The sequence below is a fragment of the Mesorhizobium sp. M1088 genome (genome assembly GCF_040318575.1).
Classification (GTDB): Bacteria; Pseudomonadota; Alphaproteobacteria; order Rhizobiales; family Rhizobiaceae; genus Mesorhizobium.
On the sequence record NZ_JAMYMO010000035.1, the window covers coordinates 49698 to 65689 of the forward strand.

Annotated in this window: 14 protein-coding genes and 1 tRNA gene; 7 read left to right on the top strand and 8 right to left on the bottom strand. The window is 60.5% G+C overall.

From position 1 onward, the window contains the following. Positions 1 to 137: 137 nt before the first annotated feature. On the top strand, positions 138 to 935 hold the full coding sequence (locus tag NKH49_RS27385) for a TrmH family RNA methyltransferase (RefSeq protein ID WP_352928790.1): 798 nt from the start codon (positions 138 to 140) through the stop codon (positions 933 to 935). 37 nt (positions 936 to 972) lie between these two features. On the opposite strand, the gene NKH49_RS27390 is transcribed toward NKH49_RS27385, so the two are convergent. Together NKH49_RS27390 and NKH49_RS27395 are read right to left on the bottom strand one after the other, a co-directional pair. After that, positions 973 to 2136, bottom strand: coding sequence for a coiled-coil domain-containing protein (locus NKH49_RS27390; protein WP_352767289.1), 1164 nt, complete (start codon positions 2134 to 2136; stop codon positions 973 to 975). 147 nt (positions 2137 to 2283) lie between these two features. Next, the gene (locus NKH49_RS27395; protein ID WP_023679557.1) at positions 2284 to 2865 is read right to left on the bottom strand and encodes a DUF1134 domain-containing protein; all 582 of its coding nucleotides are present in this window, start codon (positions 2863 to 2865) and stop codon (positions 2284 to 2286) included. A 340-nt stretch (positions 2866 to 3205) separates the two neighbouring features. On the opposite strand from NKH49_RS27395, the gene chpT reads away from it, so the two are divergent. Both chpT and NKH49_RS27405 read left to right on the top strand, forming a co-directional pair. Next, the gene (gene chpT, locus NKH49_RS27400) at positions 3206 to 3835 is read left to right on the top strand and encodes a histidine phosphotransferase ChpT (protein WP_352452917.1); all 630 of its coding nucleotides are present in this window, start codon (positions 3206 to 3208) and stop codon (positions 3833 to 3835) included. 238 nt (positions 3836 to 4073) lie between these two features. Continuing rightward, positions 4074 to 4442, top strand: coding sequence for a response regulator (locus tag NKH49_RS27405; RefSeq protein WP_352928791.1), 369 nt, complete (start codon positions 4074 to 4076; stop codon positions 4440 to 4442). Positions 4443 to 4547: 105 nt separating this feature from the next. On the opposite strand, the gene ctrA is transcribed toward NKH49_RS27405, so the two are convergent. Then, positions 4548 to 5243 carry a response regulator transcription factor CtrA gene (gene ctrA / locus NKH49_RS27410; RefSeq protein WP_006203583.1) on the bottom strand — a complete coding sequence of 232 codons (696 nt, stop codon included), beginning with the start codon at positions 5241 to 5243 and terminating at the stop codon, positions 4548 to 4550. A gap of 450 nt (positions 5244 to 5693) precedes the next feature. Between ctrA and NKH49_RS27415 the strand changes: the two genes are divergently transcribed. Next, on the top strand, positions 5694 to 6071 hold the full coding sequence (locus NKH49_RS27415) for a flagellar export protein FliJ (RefSeq protein WP_023719275.1): 378 nt from the start codon (positions 5694 to 5696) through the stop codon (positions 6069 to 6071). A gap of 62 nt (positions 6072 to 6133) precedes the next feature. Here NKH49_RS27415 and NKH49_RS27420 read toward each other — a convergent pair whose 3' ends face one another. After that, positions 6134 to 6529 (bottom strand): winged helix-turn-helix transcriptional regulator, encoded by a 396-nt coding sequence (locus tag NKH49_RS27420; protein ID WP_352469683.1) that lies wholly within the window; start codon positions 6527 to 6529, stop codon positions 6134 to 6136. A gap of 93 nt (positions 6530 to 6622) precedes the next feature. Here NKH49_RS27420 and NKH49_RS27425 point away from each other — a divergent pair, with 93 nt between their 5' ends. Continuing rightward, positions 6623 to 7549 (top strand): NADP-dependent oxidoreductase, encoded by a 927-nt coding sequence (locus tag NKH49_RS27425; RefSeq protein WP_352928792.1) that lies wholly within the window; start codon positions 6623 to 6625, stop codon positions 7547 to 7549. A 57-nt stretch (positions 7550 to 7606) separates the two neighbouring features. Here the strand turns inward: NKH49_RS27425 and sciP are convergent, their stop codons facing one another. Next, positions 7607 to 7882, bottom strand: a complete 276-nt coding sequence (gene sciP, locus NKH49_RS27430) for a CtrA inhibitor SciP (protein WP_023679563.1) — start codon at positions 7880 to 7882, stop codon at positions 7607 to 7609. 261 nt (positions 7883 to 8143) lie between these two features. On the opposite strand from sciP, the gene mnmA reads away from it, so the two are divergent. Beyond that, entirely contained in the window at positions 8144 to 9334 is a 1191-nt protein-coding gene (gene mnmA, locus NKH49_RS27435) for a tRNA 2-thiouridine(34) synthase MnmA (RefSeq protein ID WP_352928793.1), read from the top strand. A gap of 13 nt (positions 9335 to 9347) precedes the next feature. On the opposite strand, the gene NKH49_RS27440 is transcribed toward mnmA, so the two are convergent. Further along, positions 9348 to 10307, bottom strand: a complete 960-nt coding sequence (locus tag NKH49_RS27440) for a Gfo/Idh/MocA family protein (RefSeq protein WP_352466761.1) — start codon at positions 10305 to 10307, stop codon at positions 9348 to 9350. A 236-nt stretch (positions 10308 to 10543) separates the two neighbouring features. Here NKH49_RS27440 and NKH49_RS27445 point away from each other — a divergent pair. After that, a tRNA-Met gene (locus NKH49_RS27445) sits at positions 10544 to 10620 on the top strand. Here the strand turns inward: NKH49_RS27445 and NKH49_RS27450 are convergent. Together NKH49_RS27450 and NKH49_RS27455 are read right to left on the bottom strand one after the other, a co-directional pair. Further along, positions 10577 to 12205, bottom strand: a complete 1629-nt coding sequence (locus NKH49_RS27450) for a recombinase family protein (RefSeq protein ID WP_352928798.1) — start codon at positions 12203 to 12205, stop codon at positions 10577 to 10579. The genes NKH49_RS27445 and NKH49_RS27450 overlap by 44 nt on opposite strands. 426 nt (positions 12206 to 12631) lie before the next feature. Continuing rightward, positions 12632 to 15949, bottom strand: coding sequence for an AAA family ATPase (locus NKH49_RS27455; protein ID WP_352928800.1), 3318 nt, complete (start codon positions 15947 to 15949; stop codon positions 12632 to 12634). Positions 15950 to 15992 lie beyond the last annotated feature (43 nt).

Genomic DNA, 15992 nt, shown 5'->3' on the forward strand with positions numbered 1-15992 from the left:
TTGTGATTGGATTTAACCGTTAGAACGGCGTGCATCCATTTGGACGCTGAGATACGGTCAGAGCTTCGGATCCGGCATCATGCCTTCCGAAGCCGAATCCCGATTCGCGGCCGACGCCAAGATCCGCCGAGGAAGCCATGAATCCGATCCGCATAGACGACCCGCAGGATCCTCGCGTCGCCGCCTATCTCGACATCCGGGAACGCGATCTTGCCGGCCGGCAGGGCCGTTTCGTCGCCGAAGGCAAGGTGGTGCTCGACACGCTGCTTGCCGCCCGTCGCTTCGAGGCAGAATCGGTGCTGGTGCTCGAGAACCGGCTGGCCGGCCTCGATGACGTCCTGCGCAAGGCGCCTGCCGGGCTTCCGATCTATGTCGCATCCGGCGAAGTCATCGACAGGATTGCCGGATTCCACATGCATCGCGGCATATTGGCGATCGGCCGCAAGGGCGCGGCCGTCTCCGCTGAAGCTTTGCTCGGCGCTCTGCCCGCCCGCGCGCTGATCGTGGTGCTGGTCGGCATCGCCAATCATGACAATATGGGATCGATCTTCCGCAATGCCGCCGCCTTTGGCGCGGATGCCGTGCTTCTCGATCCGACCTGCTGCGATCCGCTGTACCGCAAGGCAATCCGCGTCTCGGTGGGCGCGGCCTTGAAAGTCCCCTTCGCCTGCTTTGCCGATACCGCCGGCTGCACCGCAATGCTCGACCGGCAAGGCTTCAGCCAATTCGCCTTGTCGCCGCGCGGGCAGATCGACATTCGCGATGCCAAGAGAAACGAGCGGCTGGCGCTCTATCTCGGCACCGAGGGCGAAGGCCTGCCGGAAAGCCTGCTTGCCCGCCTGCAGACGCTGCGGATCGGTATGGCGCAGGGCTTCGACAGCCTGAACGTCGCCGCCGCGTCAGCCATCGCGCTGCATCATTTTTCCGGAGCCTAATTTAGAGCCGGGGCGTCCCGCTCGCGCTTGTGGAATCTTAGTCGGTCGAAGCGGCCTTCTGCAGCGCCCGCACCCGATCGGCAAGGCTGCGTCCGCCGCTCCCCGGCCGCGTATCCTCAGGCGCTGCAAGCGCCCGGGCGATGGGCGAATCCGGCCCGTCGAGCTTTGCCGTCAAGGCCACGACTTGCGCCGCCAGATCGTTCATCTCTTCGCGCAATGCCGCGCTGGCGCTGCCGGTATCGTCTCCGGTCCGCGATTTCGACGTTTCGACGGCAGCAAGATCTGTCTTCAGCCGCCTGTTCTCGCGTGCCAGCGACGTCAGCCTGGCCTCCAGCCGCTCGCGGTCGGCGTCGAGCTTGGCGGTTGTCTGTTCGATGTCGCCGTTGGCGGCCACATTGACCTGGGTGCCTGGCACGCCGGCAAGACCCACCGCAGGCGCCCTTTCAGCGCCTTTCGGCTTTTCGCGAAGGCGCACCAGTTCCTTCTCGCGGCGCTCGAGCCTGTCCTCGCGATCGGCCAGCGAGGCGAGCAGGCGTTCGACCTTCTTTTCCAGGTCGCCGGTTCTTTTCTTCTCGGCCTTCAGCGCGTCCCGCAAAACCTTGCTTTCGGCTGCCAATTCCTGGCTGCGCCTGTCCGCCTCCTTGCGCTGGCCGCGCAGCAGCGAAATGTCGCTTGCCAACTTCTGCAGCTCGGATTCGCGCGCCACCAACTCGATCTGCCGGCTGCTGGATGAAAAACTGGCGTCGTCATACATGTGCTCCAGTTTCCGCAGTTCGAGCCCGCGCTTTTCGAGGGCGCGCTCGGTCTCCGCAAGCCGTTCCGACAGCTGCTGCAGTTGCTCATCACGCTTGCGAAGCTCCTCGCCGCTGGCTGTAAGATCGGCGACGACCCGGTTCTTGTCCTGTCGCTCGGCCGCCAATTCCTTCAGGGCTTCGCGGTCGCGGCCGATCTCGACCAGCTGTTCGGCGGCTTTCTCGCGCAATGACTTGACGGTCATTTCAAGCCGGCGCACCGAAACCGCGAACTCGGCGCGAATGCGATCCTTGTCCGCCTGGATCTCGGCCAGCGTCAACGGCATCGAGCCCTCGACGCGCTTGCGCGTCAGCGCCACCGCCCGCCGCCACACGGCCGGAGCAATCATCAGCGCCAGAAAGCCGGCGCAGAGAAAGCCGAGAACAAAGAACAGGATCGACTGGACCAAGATGACTATCCGTTGTGCATGGCAACCGCCAAAGGTCGATTTTGCCATCTTCGCATGACGGAAATCCGGCGCCACGGCAAGAGTATGCCGCGGCAAGGCTCAGACCGTGGGATCACAGCTCCAATCGCAGTGGCGCCATCATGCAGGTCAGAACGGATTCCAGGTCGCGCGCTGGGTGAGCTTGAGGTAGCCGAGATTGACGCCGAGACGGGCGCCGACGCCGGTACGGATCGGCACGAGCAGCACATTGTTGTTCTTCAGCACGTTGAAGCCGACGCCGGCGACGACATAGGCGGAGCCGGCGACGCCGCCAAAACGATTATAGAGGCTGCTCACATCGTCGAGATTGTAGACCAGCATCATGACGCGCGAGCCCTCGCCGCCGAAATCCCAGCCGAGCGACGGGCCTTGCCAGAACACTTTGTGGTCGCCGGCATTCTTGGTGTAGAGCGTGCCTTCGCCATAGGTCAGGCCACCGATCAGCGCCCCTGACCCCTCTTCGCCGAGCAGATAGCCGTTCGGCAGGCCATAGGTGGCGAAAATCTTCTCGACGACGGTGGCGAGCCCGCCCGACGTCGCGCCGAAGAATTTATGACCGGAATCGACGATCTCCTGCGCGGTGTATTCCTGCGCCCGCGCGGCCGATGCCGAAAAGGCGACAAGGCCGATGAGCGCGATCGTCATTGAGATGACACGGAAAAAAGTCCGGTCGTAGAATCGGGAAACCATGCTTCCAATCTCCGTCAGGGAGCACTTTCGCCGACGCCTCGCACCCGTACGGCTCTTTGGCGGCCGTTAAGGATGACTGTTAGGGGCAAACTATGCCGTAATCCTTTTTCAACCATTAAACTCCCACATGAAGATGGCGGTTCGAAGGCTGTTTTCACATCGCCCGCGCAGCACCCTGCTGCGTGAACACGCCATTTTCGACAATCATGATTTCGGATTTGTTGCTGCACGCACAAGCGCTGTGTATTCAGAATGCTTGGGAGAGAGCGTGATTCGTGTGGACAGGCGTGATCATGATCGCCCGGTCATTGTGTTGTGAAATTTGCAGGGATTTTTGCCGATGGCCGAGCTTTTCACCCTTTCCGCACCCGATCTGGCAGCGCTGCTGTGCAGCCGGGTCTGCCACGACATCATTTCGCCGGTCGGTGCCATAAACAACGGGCTTGAGCTGCTCGACGAAGGCGGCGCCGACGAAGACGCCATGAAGCTGATCCGCCAAAGCGCCAAAAACGCCTCCGCCCGCCTGCAATTCGCCCGCATCGCCTTCGGTGCCGCCGGTTCCGCCGGCATGCTGATCGACACCGGGGACGCCGAGGCCGTGGCCATCGCCTTCCTGAAGAACGAGAAGCCGGAACTGATCTGGAACGGAACCCGCGCACTGTTGCCCAAGAACAAGGTCAAGCTGCTGCTCAATCTCATCCTCGTCGCTAACGCCGCCATTCCGCGCGGCGGCAGGCTGGTGGTCACGCTGGAGAACCTCGAGACCGAGCCGCGCTTTGCGCTCGCGGCGAGCGGCCCGATGCTGCGCGTGCCGCCCAAATTCCTGGAATTGCATTCCGGCCACAGGCCGGAAGAGCCGATCGACGCGCATTCGGTGCAGCCCTATTACACGCTGCTCCTGGCCCGCGAAGCCAACATGACGATTTCGATCCATGCGACCGCCGACGAGATCGTCCTTTCCGCAGCCTGAAGTTCTCCTAAAGAGCGGGGAAAGTATTTTTCTCAAGTCATATTTGCGGCGTTGTCCTAACATCTGTGGGCGGGCTTGCGGATTGATTGCGTGAAGCATTGCGAAAGAAGATTTCACTTAAAACACCTTCAGGAAAATTTTACCTAACGGCTTTTCGGCTTCTTTACCAGATCGGCCTATGTTCCCCGGCAGATGCCACGACGCTGCCGGTTCGCCGCATGGCAAAGAGGGTCCCGGAATGAAACGCTGCATGTTCGTCGACAATTCGAGCGTCATCAGGAAGGTCGCAAGGCGTATCCTGGGCGGTTCCGGCATGATGGTGATCGAAGCCGCCAGCGGCCACGAGGCGATCGAGATGTGCGCAGCCGACATGCCTGATATCATCGTCGTCGACGGCGCCTTGCCGGACATGCAGGCGCAGGACCTCATCCGCCGCGTGCGCGCCATGGAAAGCCCGGTAGTGCCGCAAGTTTTGATTTCGCTGGTCGAGGTCGACGTCGGGGCGATCATGCGGGCAAAGCGCGCCGGCGCCCAGGGCTACCTGCTGAAGCCGTTCAACCGGCCGCAACTGCTCGAGTGCTTCCGCGCCTTGAAGATTGCCGCCTGATCAGAGCTGTTCCATTCCGACGAAAATCGGATCGGCTCTATCCTGTTGTTTTGCCAGGTTCTTTTCCGAAAAAACCGGCGCCCACCTTGGGATCACGCCCCTAGTTCAGGCGCTGACGCGGATATCTTCGGGCTCACGCAGCACATAGCCGCGGCCCCAGACGGTCTCGATGTAATTCTGCCCGCCAGACGCGGCGTCAAGCTTCTTGCGCAGCTTGCAGATGAAGACGTCGATGATCTTCAGCTCCGGCTCATCCATGCCGCCATAGAGATGGTTGAGGAACATTTCCTTGGTCAGCGTGGTGCCCTTGCGCAGCGAGAGCAGTTCCAGCATCTGATATTCCTTGCCGGTCAGATGCACGCGCTGGCCACCGACCTCAACGGTCTTGGCATCGAGATTGACCACCAGGTCGCCGGTGGTGATGACCGACTGGGCGTGGCCCTTGGAACGCCGCACGATGGCATGGATGCGGGCGACCAGTTCGTCCTTGTGAAAGGGCTTGGTCATGTAATCGTCGGCGCCGAAGCCGAGGCCGCGCACCTTGTCCTCGATGCCGGCCATGCCGGAGAGGATGAGGATCGGCGTCTTCACCTTGGACAGGCGAAGTGTTCTCAAAACTTCATAGCCCGACATGTCGGGGAGATTGAGGTCGAGGAGAATGATGTCGTAATCGTAAAGCTTGCCTAGATCGACGCCCTCTTCGCCAAGGTCGGTCGTATAGACATTGAAACTTTCCGATTTCAACATCAGCTCGATGCTTTGTGCGGTTGCACTGTCGTCTTCTATCAGCAGAACGCGCATTTCATTCCCCTTTTCTGCTGCCGGACCATTTCACGACCCGTCCAGGACCGGAGCAGTGATTGCCTGAGCAGAGGCTGCCATCGAATGGTTAATAAAACCTAATTCCCCGTCCATGACGGTATCAGATTTTTTAACCCCTTTCTACACCTTGTTGAATCCAATAACGAATCACAGACCCAAACCGTTAATGCAGCACATTAATAAGCCAGACTAAGTGACTCTTCGGACTCGTTGGCCGGGTTTCCCGACGAGAAGCAGAATTTTTACCCGCCCTTAAGTCCTGAGCCGTATGATTAACAATGCCCGTAAACGAATGGTTACCGCCGGCAAAAAACTTTAGGAGTTTGTTTCCCATAGTTCGGGGAAAGCCGGTGGAAACGGGTCAAGCCTGGGCCTTGCCGGGTGAATTGGACGATATGTGCAGGTGTGCGTTTCCGGGAGTACCGAATCATGAAGTCACGTGAAAACCTCGTTCGGCTGAAGCAATTTCAGGTGAGCGAGAAGCGGCGGCAGCTGCTGCAGCTCGACATGATGATCGCCGAATTCGAGCGCATGGCCGTCGAGCTGGAACTTCAGATTGCTGCCGAAGAGAAGAAGGCCGGCATCACCGACATCAATCACTTTGCTTATCCGACCTTCGCCAAGGCGGCACGTCTGCGCCGCGACAACCTTAGAAATTCGCAAAGCGATCTCGCCCAGCAGCGAAATGTCGCCGAATCATTGCTGAGCGAAGCCGAAGCGGAGCTTTCCAAGGCCGAGATGCTGGAATCGCGCGACACCAAGGCGCGCGACACAGAAGCCGGCGGCCGCAGCGCCATGATCGGGTGAAAACAAGACTTTAACGCGCGTCGCGCTTGCGCGCTATTGCTGCGCACCGAACTGTGCCCGCCTCAGGCATCCAGATCTTCTTGCTGTTCCGCCGCCCGTGCGCGGGCATTTTTGATGTCGGGCACATGCTGCTCCGACCAGGCTCTGATCTGATTGAGCAGCCCTGCCAGGTTCTGGCCAAGTTCGGTCAACTCATATTCGACCCGCGGCGGAATGACCGGGAAAACCTCGCGCCGCACAAGCCCGTCGCGTTCCAGGATACGCAGCGTCTGCGTCAGCATTTTCGGCGTGATGCCTTCGAGCTTGCGCGCCAATTCGCCGTTGCGGAGCCGGCCCCGGCGCAGCGCACAGATCACCAGGTAGACCCATTTGCTGGCGAGCGTCTCGAGCACGGCGTGTGACGGGCACGACCGCCGAAAGGCGTCATAGCCAAAAGGGGAAACATCTTCACTATCCATGGGGTGCATATATATCAAAAAGGTACATACTAGACAAGAGAAAATAACTATCCAAATGATAGTGGCACATCAAAACCAGCAGGAGAGCCTTCCATGCGTGCCATTATCCAGAATTCCTTCGGCGGACCCGATGTCCTCGTCATTGCCGATCGCCCCGCGCCATCACCCGAAGCCGGCGAAGTGCTCGTCCGCATCGAAGCGGCCGGCATCAATCCGGTCGATGGTGCGGTGCGCGGCGGCCACTATCCGCTGCTTGGCGAGCCGCCTTTTGTCCTTGGCTGGGATGTTTCGGGGACTGTCGAGGCGCTGGGCTCCGGCGTCTCCGGCCTCAAGGTCGGCGATGCCGTGTTCGGCATGCCGCGCTTTCCCAAACAGGCGGCAGCCTACGCCGAACTCGCCGCTGTCCCGGCTGATGAGCTTGCGCCGAAACCTGAAGGCATAGATCACGCGCAAGCCGCCGCGCTGCCGCTGGCCGGCCTGACGGCCTGGCAAGGCCTTGTCCGCCATGGCCGGCTCGATTCTGCCAAGCGCGTGCTGATCCACGCCGGAGCCGGCGGCGTCGGCCACCTGGCGGTGCAGATCGCCAAGGCGCACGGCGCTTACGTCGTCGCGACCGCCAGCCCGGAAAAGCTCGATTTCGTCCGCTCGCTCGGCGCCGACGAGGTGATCGACTACACAAGGGACGATTTCACCGCGAAGGCCCGCGACATCGATCTGGTTCTGGACCCGTTCGGCGGCGTGCATGCGGAGCAATCACTGAAAGTGCTCACGGCCGGCGGCGTTCTGGTGTCGCTGCTCGATGTCAGCGATGCCACCAAGGCAAAGGCCAGGACGCGAGGCATCCACGTCGAGCGCATGTCCGTAGTGCCCGACCGTGCCGCTCTGGTGGAGCTCGGCAAATTGATCGACGCGAAAAAGCTGGCCGTCCACGTGGCAAAGGCGTTTCCCCTCGAACAGGCCGGTGCCGCCCATGCCTTTCTCGCAACCAGGCCGATCGGCAAAGTGGTGCTGACGGTCTGAAATTGCAGATCGTCGACCCTCGCAGACGTAAGGGCGCTGATCAGCGCCCTTATCGGCCTAATGCCGGTATTGCTGGATGCGCGTGGTGCGCAGGCCGGCAAGGCCGTATTCGTCGATCGACGCTTGCCAGGACAGGAATTCCTCGGTGGTGAGCTTGTAGCGCTGGCATGCCTCTTCGAGGCTCAAAAGCCCGCCACGCACCGCCGCCACCACTTCCGCCTTGCGCCGGATAACCCAGCGACGTGTGTTCGTCGGCGGCAGATCGGCGATGGTAAGTGGGCTGCCGTCCGGCCCGATAACATATTTGACTCGCGGTCTAATTAGATCGGTCATCGTACTCTCTACAAAAAACTCAAAGACCCAATCCCCACCACATTACCGCCACAGCTTTAAAATTTGCCTAAGCAGACCCTAATGGTTAGGTAAGGATCATGAACGCGGCGTTAGCCTTTTCATCGGCATTTGAAACATCTGCCGGCAAGCGCATTGAACCCGGCAGGAAAAATGAGCCGGCCCGCCAAAGCTGGCGCAGCCGAGACGCTTGACCTATATTCCGGCCATTGGCATTGAAGTGCCGCGCAGAACGAAAGAACCATGAACAGCCTCGATCTTCCCGGACGCCCCGAAAACACCCGCGTCGTCGTCGCCATGTCGGGCGGTGTCGATTCGTCGGTCGTTGCCGGCCTCCTGAAGCGCGAGGGCTACGACGTCGTCGGTGTCACGCTGCAGCTTTATGACCACGGCGCGGCAACGCACCGGGCCGGCTCATGCTGCGCCGGCCAGGACATCGACGATGCCCGCCGCGTCTCCGAGACGCTCGCCATCCCGCATTACGTCCTCGATTACGAGGAGCGCTTCCGCAAGGCGGTGATCGACCCGTTCGCCGAGAGCTATGTCGCCGGCGAAACGCCGATCCCTTGCGTTTCCTGCAATCAGACGGTGAAATTCGCCGACCTTCTTGCGACCGCCAAGGAACTCGGCGCCGACGCGCTGGCGACCGGCCACTACATCCGTTCCGGCGCCAATGGCGCCCACCGCGCGCTTTACCGGCCGGTCGACGCCGACCGCGACCAGAGCTACTTCCTGTTCGCCACCACCCAGGCACAGATCGACTATCTGCGTTTTCCGCTCGGCGGCCTGTCGAAGCCTGAGGTTCGCGCCATCGCCGAGGAGATGGGACTGACGGTTGCGGCCAAGCAGGACAGCCAGGACATCTGCTTCGTGCCGCAGGGCAAGTATTCCGACATCATCGCCAAGCTGAAGCCGGCTGCCGCCAATCCGGGCGACATCGTCCATATAGACGGGCGCGTGCTTGGCCGCCACGAGGGCATTTTGCGCTACACCGTCGGTCAGCGCCGCGGCATCGGCATCGCCTCGGGCGAGCCGCTCTACGTCGTTCATCTCGACGCCGACCGGGCCCGCGTCGTCGTCGGCCCTCGCGAGGCGCTGGAGACCCACAAGATCTTCTTGCGCAACATGAACTGGCTGGGCGATGGCCCGCTGACCGCTATCCCGGCGGCCGGGCTTGAGCTTTTCGCCAAGGTGCGCTCGACGCGGCCGCCGCGCCCGGCCGTGCTGCATCACCGCGCCGGTGTCACTTCGGTGGAACTGGTAGACGGCGAATCCGGCATCGCGCCCGGTCAGGCTTGCGTGCTCTATTCCGACGATGGCAACGGGGCGCGCGTGTTCGGCGGCGGCTTCATCGAGCGCTCCGAGCGCGGCGCCGAGGCCGAGGCGATGCTGACGCGGCTTGCCGTCCAGCCGGCGCGGGTTCCCGCCGAATAGACGGCGTTTTCTCTTAGGGCCTTGTGTGGGCGACGGTGCCGGCGGTCAGGATGCGCAGCACGCGGATGGCCTCCTCGCCGCTGGTGCGCGGTTCGGCCCGCGTCTCGATGCAGTGGATGAAATGCTCCAGCTCGCGCGTCAGCGGCATGCCCTCACCGACCGCGACATAGGACGGCTCGTTGGCGGTGAACGCCCATTGGCCGCTATCCTGCCACACCGCGTGGCGATAGACGGCAAGCTTGCGCTCCCACGGCTCGACATCGTCGAACACCGCCATCGCCTTGGTGCCGACAACGGTCAGCCGCCGTTCGCGGTAAGGATTGAGCCGCGAGGCGAACAGATGGCCGCGCAGGCCGTTGGGAAAGCGCATGTGCAGATGCGCAAAGTCGCTGAGATTGTCGAGAAGAGCGGCGCCTTCGCCGCGCACTTCGACCGGTTCGGTGCCGGTGATGGCCAGGATCATCGACAGATCGTGCGGCGCCAGATCCCATAGCGCGTCGTTTTCGGTGTGGAACTTGCCGAGGCCGAGCCGATGCGAATGGATGTAGCGGACTTCGCCGAGTTCGCCATTGTCGATCAGCGCCTTCAGCGTCTCGAAGGCGGGATGAAAGCGCAGCACGTGGCCGACCATGAAGACACGGCCATTATCGGCGGCCGCCTGCACCGAGCGTTCGGCATCGGCCACCGTCAGCGCGATCGGCTTCTCCACCAGCACGTCCTTGCCGCCGAGCACGGCGCGCACCGCCATGTCGGCATGGAACTGCGGCGGCAGCGCCATGACGATGGCGTCGACATCGTCGCGGGCAAACAGCGCCTCCGGCTCTATCGCCAGGCAATCCTGCTCGCTGGCAAAACCCTCCGCGCGCGCGGGGTTGACGTCCGAAACCGCATGCAGCGCGCCGAGCGCCTTTAGGGTGCGGATGTGGTTGCTGCCCCAGTATCCGCAACCGAGGACTGCAATGCGCGGTTTCATCAATTCATGACCATGACTTTCGTGGCCGAGACATAGCGACGTGCCTCGCTGAACTCAACCCCGGCCTGTGCGCCCAAATGTCTGCCCGGCAAAGCTTTCGGCGCCAGCAATATGCCGGCGCGGCAGCCACTTCGATGCTTGACAGGCTTGGCCTCGCAACCTTATATCCGCGCGACCTTGGCGAACGCGCCGATATGCCTGCCGATTTAAGCTGGATTTCGGGCCTTCGCCGCCCTGGCGGGGTAGCTCAGTTGGTTAGAGCACGGGAATCATAATCCTGGGGTCGGGGGTTCAAGTCCCTCTCCCGCTACCACCTTTCCCCACACTCCTTTGACGCCGTTGGGAAAGGCATCCTCGCCCAGGAGCGCGGTCAGACGCCCGGCGATTTCGACTTCAATGCCGCCGATCCTTGATGGATCTCGAAACACAGTAACAGTTTCGATCAAGTCCCGCATCGCCTCTGCAGTTTCGGAATCGCCGGCCACAACGCCTTCGGCAAGCCCTGTTTGAAGCTGGTTTAGTTGTTCCTCGTAGCGCGCCAGCACCGCAGGATGCAGTGCAATGACATCAGTCGGCGCGGGCACGTTGTCCAGCTCGGCTACAATGCACTTACGTTCTTCATTGAGCGCCGTTGATTGCGGCCCCAACACGGCTGGGTCGCCATGACCCTTGGCGATGGCATTGACCAGCCGATCGATCTCCCGAGATAGCTCTCCAAGCCGTCGTTCCAAACGAGTGCGCTTCGCATCGGTTTCGGCTGCCAGGCGCCTTCGTTCTTCGTGATACGTCTGGACGTACTGGGCTATCACATCCGGATGGCGCATCTCCGCGGTGAGCCCGTTTAAGACAGCATTCTCGACCGTATCCAGATAGAAAGTCTTCGGATCAGGGCATGTCCCGTTCTCTGTCGCCGCCGAGCAACGGATACGAATTCGCCTGGACTTGTCCTTGCCGTTTGAGGACATCCCCGCTCCACAAGCACCGCACCTCAAAAGCCCCGACAACATATGTCGGGGCCGGCGCTGATGGCTTGGGTGTGTAACTGCACGAGCCTTTTTCCTGGCTCGTGCCGCTTCAAACAGTTCGGGCGAGATAATGGCAAGGTCGGGAACTTCGACAGCTTGCCATTCGCCTCTAGGATTTGGGCGCGAGATACGTTTGCCGGTGTCGGGGTCCTTGACCATTCGGACCTTGTTCCAAATCAGCCGGCCGGCATAAAGTTCATTCTGAAGCAGCCCAGTCCCTCTTTGTGCATTTCCATTGATGGTGGAGGCATTCCAGACTCGACCGCGAGGTGGTGGTATGCCGTCTTTATTGAGATTGTAAGCGATGTCGCGCGGCGTCCGTCCGTCAACGTATTCCCTAAAGACGCGACGCACGACCTCGGCTTCGTCCTCTGCGATCAGGCGCTTTCCAGGGTCGCCTAGCAGGTAAGAATAGCCGTAGGTTAATCCACCCGCATGGAGTCCTTTGTTAACTCGGCCAGCTTGGCCTCGCCGAACTTTGTGAGCATTGTCCTCTCGATAGAGCTGCCCAACAAGGCCGCGAAGCCCGACCAAGACTGTGTTTACCACCCCCTCATGAACGGCACGAATTTCGATACCAAGAAATGAGAGGCGCTTGTGAATGCCGGCAAGGTCTTCCATGTCACGAGAGAGCCGATCAAGCGCCTCGACGACGAGCACATCAAATTCGTGCTCACGAGCTTTGTCCATAAGGTGGAGCAAACCATCGCGCCCCATGACCGAACCGCCGGAGCGAGCTCGATCGTCAAACGTTGCGACAACGTTCAAACCCTCACGCTCAGCGTAAGTTCGGCAGAGCGTGAGTTGATCGTCTATTGATCGTTCATTCTGAAGATCGGTTGAGAAGCGTGCGTATATCGCGGCTCGATTCATGATCTATTTTCTCGGCCTGTTCGCGCGCGTGATCTTCGCGGGCCGCTTGGCGCGCGAGAGCGCTTGCAAGACGCAGAATCGCTCTGTCGGGCGCCGGGCGCAAGATGCTTTTGTGGGATTTCACCACCATTGCGGGTGGCGCTCGTCATGGAAGAATAGCCAGGGGCACAATCTCGCGGAAAATACCAGTCCGCAGAATGCGCGGCCTCCTTCAAGCCTGCCGAGATCACTTTCTTGGTCCATGTCTCGCAAGATGTGTTCAGGCGCGAGACAAGAGAAGGCATCAAATCCGTCGGTCGCAAAAAGGGATAGCAAGGCGTGCTATTCGGAAACCACAAGCTTGATCGGTTGCTCTCGTTGAATCAGCCCTTGCGCTTGGCAGCTGCTGCTCGGCCCCTCGTCGGACTCCAGCGATTGCTCGTCAGCCTACAACACCGATGCGAAAATCGCATCAGCTTCGCGGATGACCGAGGTTTCCAGGCCTTCAGCGGTCTCGCTAATCCGAAGCTGATTCCGACAGTCAGCTCGGAGCTCCTGGCCCGAACTTCTTGAGAGCTTGACCAACTCGGTTGCAGCACGAACCGCCAACCAACGCGCGCCCTGACTTATCGCAGTATCATAGGCTCTAGTTAGGACTTCCATCCCTCGGGTCACATCCGCCTTGGCGACCAAGCAACCCTGAATACGTTCGACTTCAGCCTGCGCCCATCTCTCCTCGGTCTTTTCCATCGCCTCGACAGCATTCTCGATCGCCGCGAGGCCCTCATCGATCCGTCCATGCCGGAGGCAAACATCCGCCATCGACGAATAGAAGTGTGGCAAGTGCAGCTCCGAGCCAGTCGAGCGCCATCGGTTAATGCCATCTCGCAGCATTCTGAGCCCTTCGTCGGGTAGGTCGCTGCCGATGGCCCAGCCGAGCAGAGTGCGAGCACCGCCGGACCAGAATGCCAGTCCGCGGTCGTCAGCCAAAATGAGCATCCGTTCAGCGATCTGGCGGCACTCGGTCGGCTCATTCCGGAGACGTCGGGCAAGGGCGAGGTTCATGAGGGTAAAAGCCAGATTGAGCGGATGATCGAGCCGCTCCCCGGTTTCAACGCTTGATGCACAATTGGCGAGCCCGTTGTCGACCCGCCCAGCGAGCAGCTGCGCCAGGCCTAGATAGCTGCGACAGATCGAGGGGCCGTCCTCTCCATATCTTGCGACATCGAAATCCCGATCGGAGGTCGCCCAAGCGTCGATTCCGGCCTCGGCTTCCCCTGCAGCATCCCCAATGGCACCGAGATAGAAATAGGACGTGGCGAGCGCCCGATGCGCTAAAGTCGTTTCCTCAACGTTTTCTCCGCGCGAGGTTTCGGCAAGGAGTTGCTTGGCCAGGTCTCGGCTCCGGTGCAGGTCAGGCCGGTCAAGATAGAAGTTCCAAAGCGAACGTCGGACAAAAAAGAGGTTGGAGTTGAGGCCCGTGGATATACAAAGCTCTTCGGCACGGAGAAAGTTCGCTTCAACCTTCTCCGACGCATATCCAACTGACGCGTTCAGCGGGACGCCCATTTCAATCCGGATTCTGAGTTCAAGCTCATTTGTATCGCCCGAGGTAGTGACTGCTTCCAGGGCGTCCAGCGCGCCCGTGAAATGTGCGACCGCCTCCGGATTGGCATATCGCACCGCGGCAGCGCGCCCAGCTTGGAGGAAGCATTCAGCTGCCTCACGATACCGCTTTGCCGCCATGAGGTGATGTGCAACCAGCTCCGGTTCGGCCGTCGACTCCGAGCCGAGTTTGTCGGCCAGCCGGCTGTGTATGTCCTGGCGCGCTGATTTCAACATACTGTGATAGGCAGCATCGCGAACGAGCGCGTGCTTGAACGTGTATCGTGCGTCCGAGCCCCGTCCGCGACGGAAGACGAGCTCGGCATCCACGAGCTTATCGAGTGCCTCTTCCAACTGGGCACCGCTGAGCCGCGTGACCGATCCAAGGAGGTCGTGGCGGAATTCGCGGCCGATACATGCGGCCATTTGCGCAACTTCCTTGACCGGCTGCAATCGGTCGAGGCGGGCCATCAGCGAATCGTGTAACGTTAGCGGAATGTCGAGATTTGCCGACCTGGCATGATCTTCGTCGAAGACGGCTGCGCGATCGAAGTGGCGGGCTTCAAGAACACCCTTTGTCAGCTCTTCAATGAACAGCGGCACACCATCCGTCGTGGCGATGATCTTGTCCACAATGGTGGGCGGTAGTCGAATATCGCCAGCGAGCTTCTCGATAAATGCGGTGGTCTGTTCACGGCCCAGGCGATTAAGCGCCAATTTCGTCACTATGGGATGTCCGCCAAAACCGTGTTCGAAGGTCGGTCTCGTCGTCACCATCATCATGACCCGAGCGTGCTGAATCCGTTCGACACATTGATCCAACAATTCGAGCGTTGTCGCGTCAATCCAGTGGATGTCCTCGATCACGAACAACAATGGCAGCCTTGCCGCAGCGTCGAGAATGTCGTCCAACAATCCGTCAAGCGTTCGCGCTCGCAGTTGCTGCGGATTCAGGCCCGTCAAAGCATCGCTGTGGTGGTTTTGAAGATCGAGCAGGGAAGCGAAAATAGGCAACAACGGATTTGCTGGACCTTTGGTGGCTTCGAGTTTTCTGACCTTCTCTTCATCCTCATCGGCTTCTCCAATACCGATAGTGCGGCGGAGCTGCTGAACAGCTGGATAGAGCGGCGAGCCAGAGTAATACGGCGAGCACTGATAGCTCACCCGCACATGTTTCTCTTGAGAGACCGCGTCGATCAAGGCGCGGGTGATGCGAGATTTTCCGATACCCGCCTCGCCGCTGAGAAGCACGAGCTGGCCTTCGCCCCTCTTCGCTTGGCCCCATCGTTCGAGAGCAAGTCCGAGTTCGAGGTCTCTTCCGAACATGACTTGAGGAGCGCTCGTGACGCGCGCGTCATAGCGTGTCTCGATGGCATGTTCCCCGACAACCAGAAATGGCGAGACGGGTACCGAAAATCCCTTCAGTTCGATAGGACCCAGGCTCTCGACCGCGAATATTCCGCCGAGCAACTTTCTCGTGCTCTCGGCGACCACCACATATCCCGGTTGGGCCAGGGCTTGCAGCCGAGCGGCGAGATTGGGTGTTTCGCCAATGACGACTTCTTCGTGTGCGGACCCAGTCCCGATGACTTCTCCGACGACACATAATCCCGTGGCAATTCCCGCTCTAGCTGCCATTGGCACTTGAGCAGGAGTGCGCAAACTGGCGACAGCTTTCACAATGGAACGTCCAGAGCGGACCGCCCGCTCGGCGTCCTCCTCGTGGGCGAGTGGCCAGCCGAAGTAGCACAGCACGCCGTCGCCCATGAATTTGGCGACGTAGCCATCATAACGGGCGACCTCTGCGGCGACCAACGATTGATATGCGGCTATGACCGAGCCCAAGTCCTCAGGATCGAGCGTCGAGGCCAGCACGGTCGATCCCACGAGGTCGACGAACATAACCGTCAGGTTGCGCCTCTCTGCCTCACTCCCCTCTCGCCTAGGCACTGCACTTTGGAGAGCATCCCGCTTGGCATTGTCGTTTGCTTTCGGCGGTTGGGCCGGTGGATGCGAGAGCTCGGCGATCGCGGCCAGGATTCTTCTCCGGTGACCAACAGATTTTACGCCAAGCTCCCGCAGGTCATCGTCGGAGAGCTTGTAAGCGCGAATTTCCCCGCACCTTTTGCTGTTGAGTGCTCTGATGCATGAGGTGTCCACCAAAATAGGTGGACACCTTGTGATGGAAGAAGATGAGCAGAAA

Bases quoted from the DNA above. Each gene is read 5' to 3' on its own strand.
- NKH49_RS27385 (WP_352928790.1), top strand. From the start codon at position 138: ATGAATCCGATCCGCATAGACGACCCGCAGGATCCTCGCGTCGCCGCC.
- NKH49_RS27395 (WP_023679557.1), bottom strand. From the start codon at position 2,865: ATGGTTTCCCGATTCTACGACCGGACTTTTTTCCGTGTCATCTCAATG.
- chpT (WP_352452917.1), top strand. From the start codon at position 3,206: ATGGCCGAGCTTTTCACCCTTTCCGCACCCGATCTGGCAGCGCTGCTG.
- NKH49_RS27405 (WP_352928791.1), top strand. From the start codon at position 4,074: ATGAAACGCTGCATGTTCGTCGACAATTCGAGCGTCATCAGGAAGGTC.
- ctrA (WP_006203583.1), bottom strand. From the start codon at position 5,243: ATGCGCGTTCTGCTGATAGAAGACGACAGTGCAACCGCACAAAGCATC.
- NKH49_RS27415 (WP_023719275.1), top strand. From the start codon at position 5,694: ATGAAGTCACGTGAAAACCTCGTTCGGCTGAAGCAATTTCAGGTGAGC.
- NKH49_RS27420 (WP_352469683.1), bottom strand. From the start codon at position 6,529: ATGGATAGTGAAGATGTTTCCCCTTTTGGCTATGACGCCTTTCGGCGG.
- NKH49_RS27425 (WP_352928792.1), top strand. From the start codon at position 6,623: ATGCGTGCCATTATCCAGAATTCCTTCGGCGGACCCGATGTCCTCGTC.
- sciP (WP_023679563.1), bottom strand. From the start codon at position 7,882: ATGACCGATCTAATTAGACCGCGAGTCAAATATGTTATCGGGCCGGAC.
- mnmA (WP_352928793.1), top strand. From the start codon at position 8,144: ATGAACAGCCTCGATCTTCCCGGACGCCCCGAAAACACCCGCGTCGTC.
- NKH49_RS27440 (WP_352466761.1), bottom strand. From the start codon at position 10,307: ATGAAACCGCGCATTGCAGTCCTCGGTTGCGGATACTGGGGCAGCAAC.
- NKH49_RS27450 (WP_352928798.1), bottom strand. From the start codon at position 12,205: ATGAATCGAGCCGCGATATACGCACGCTTCTCAACCGATCTTCAGAAT.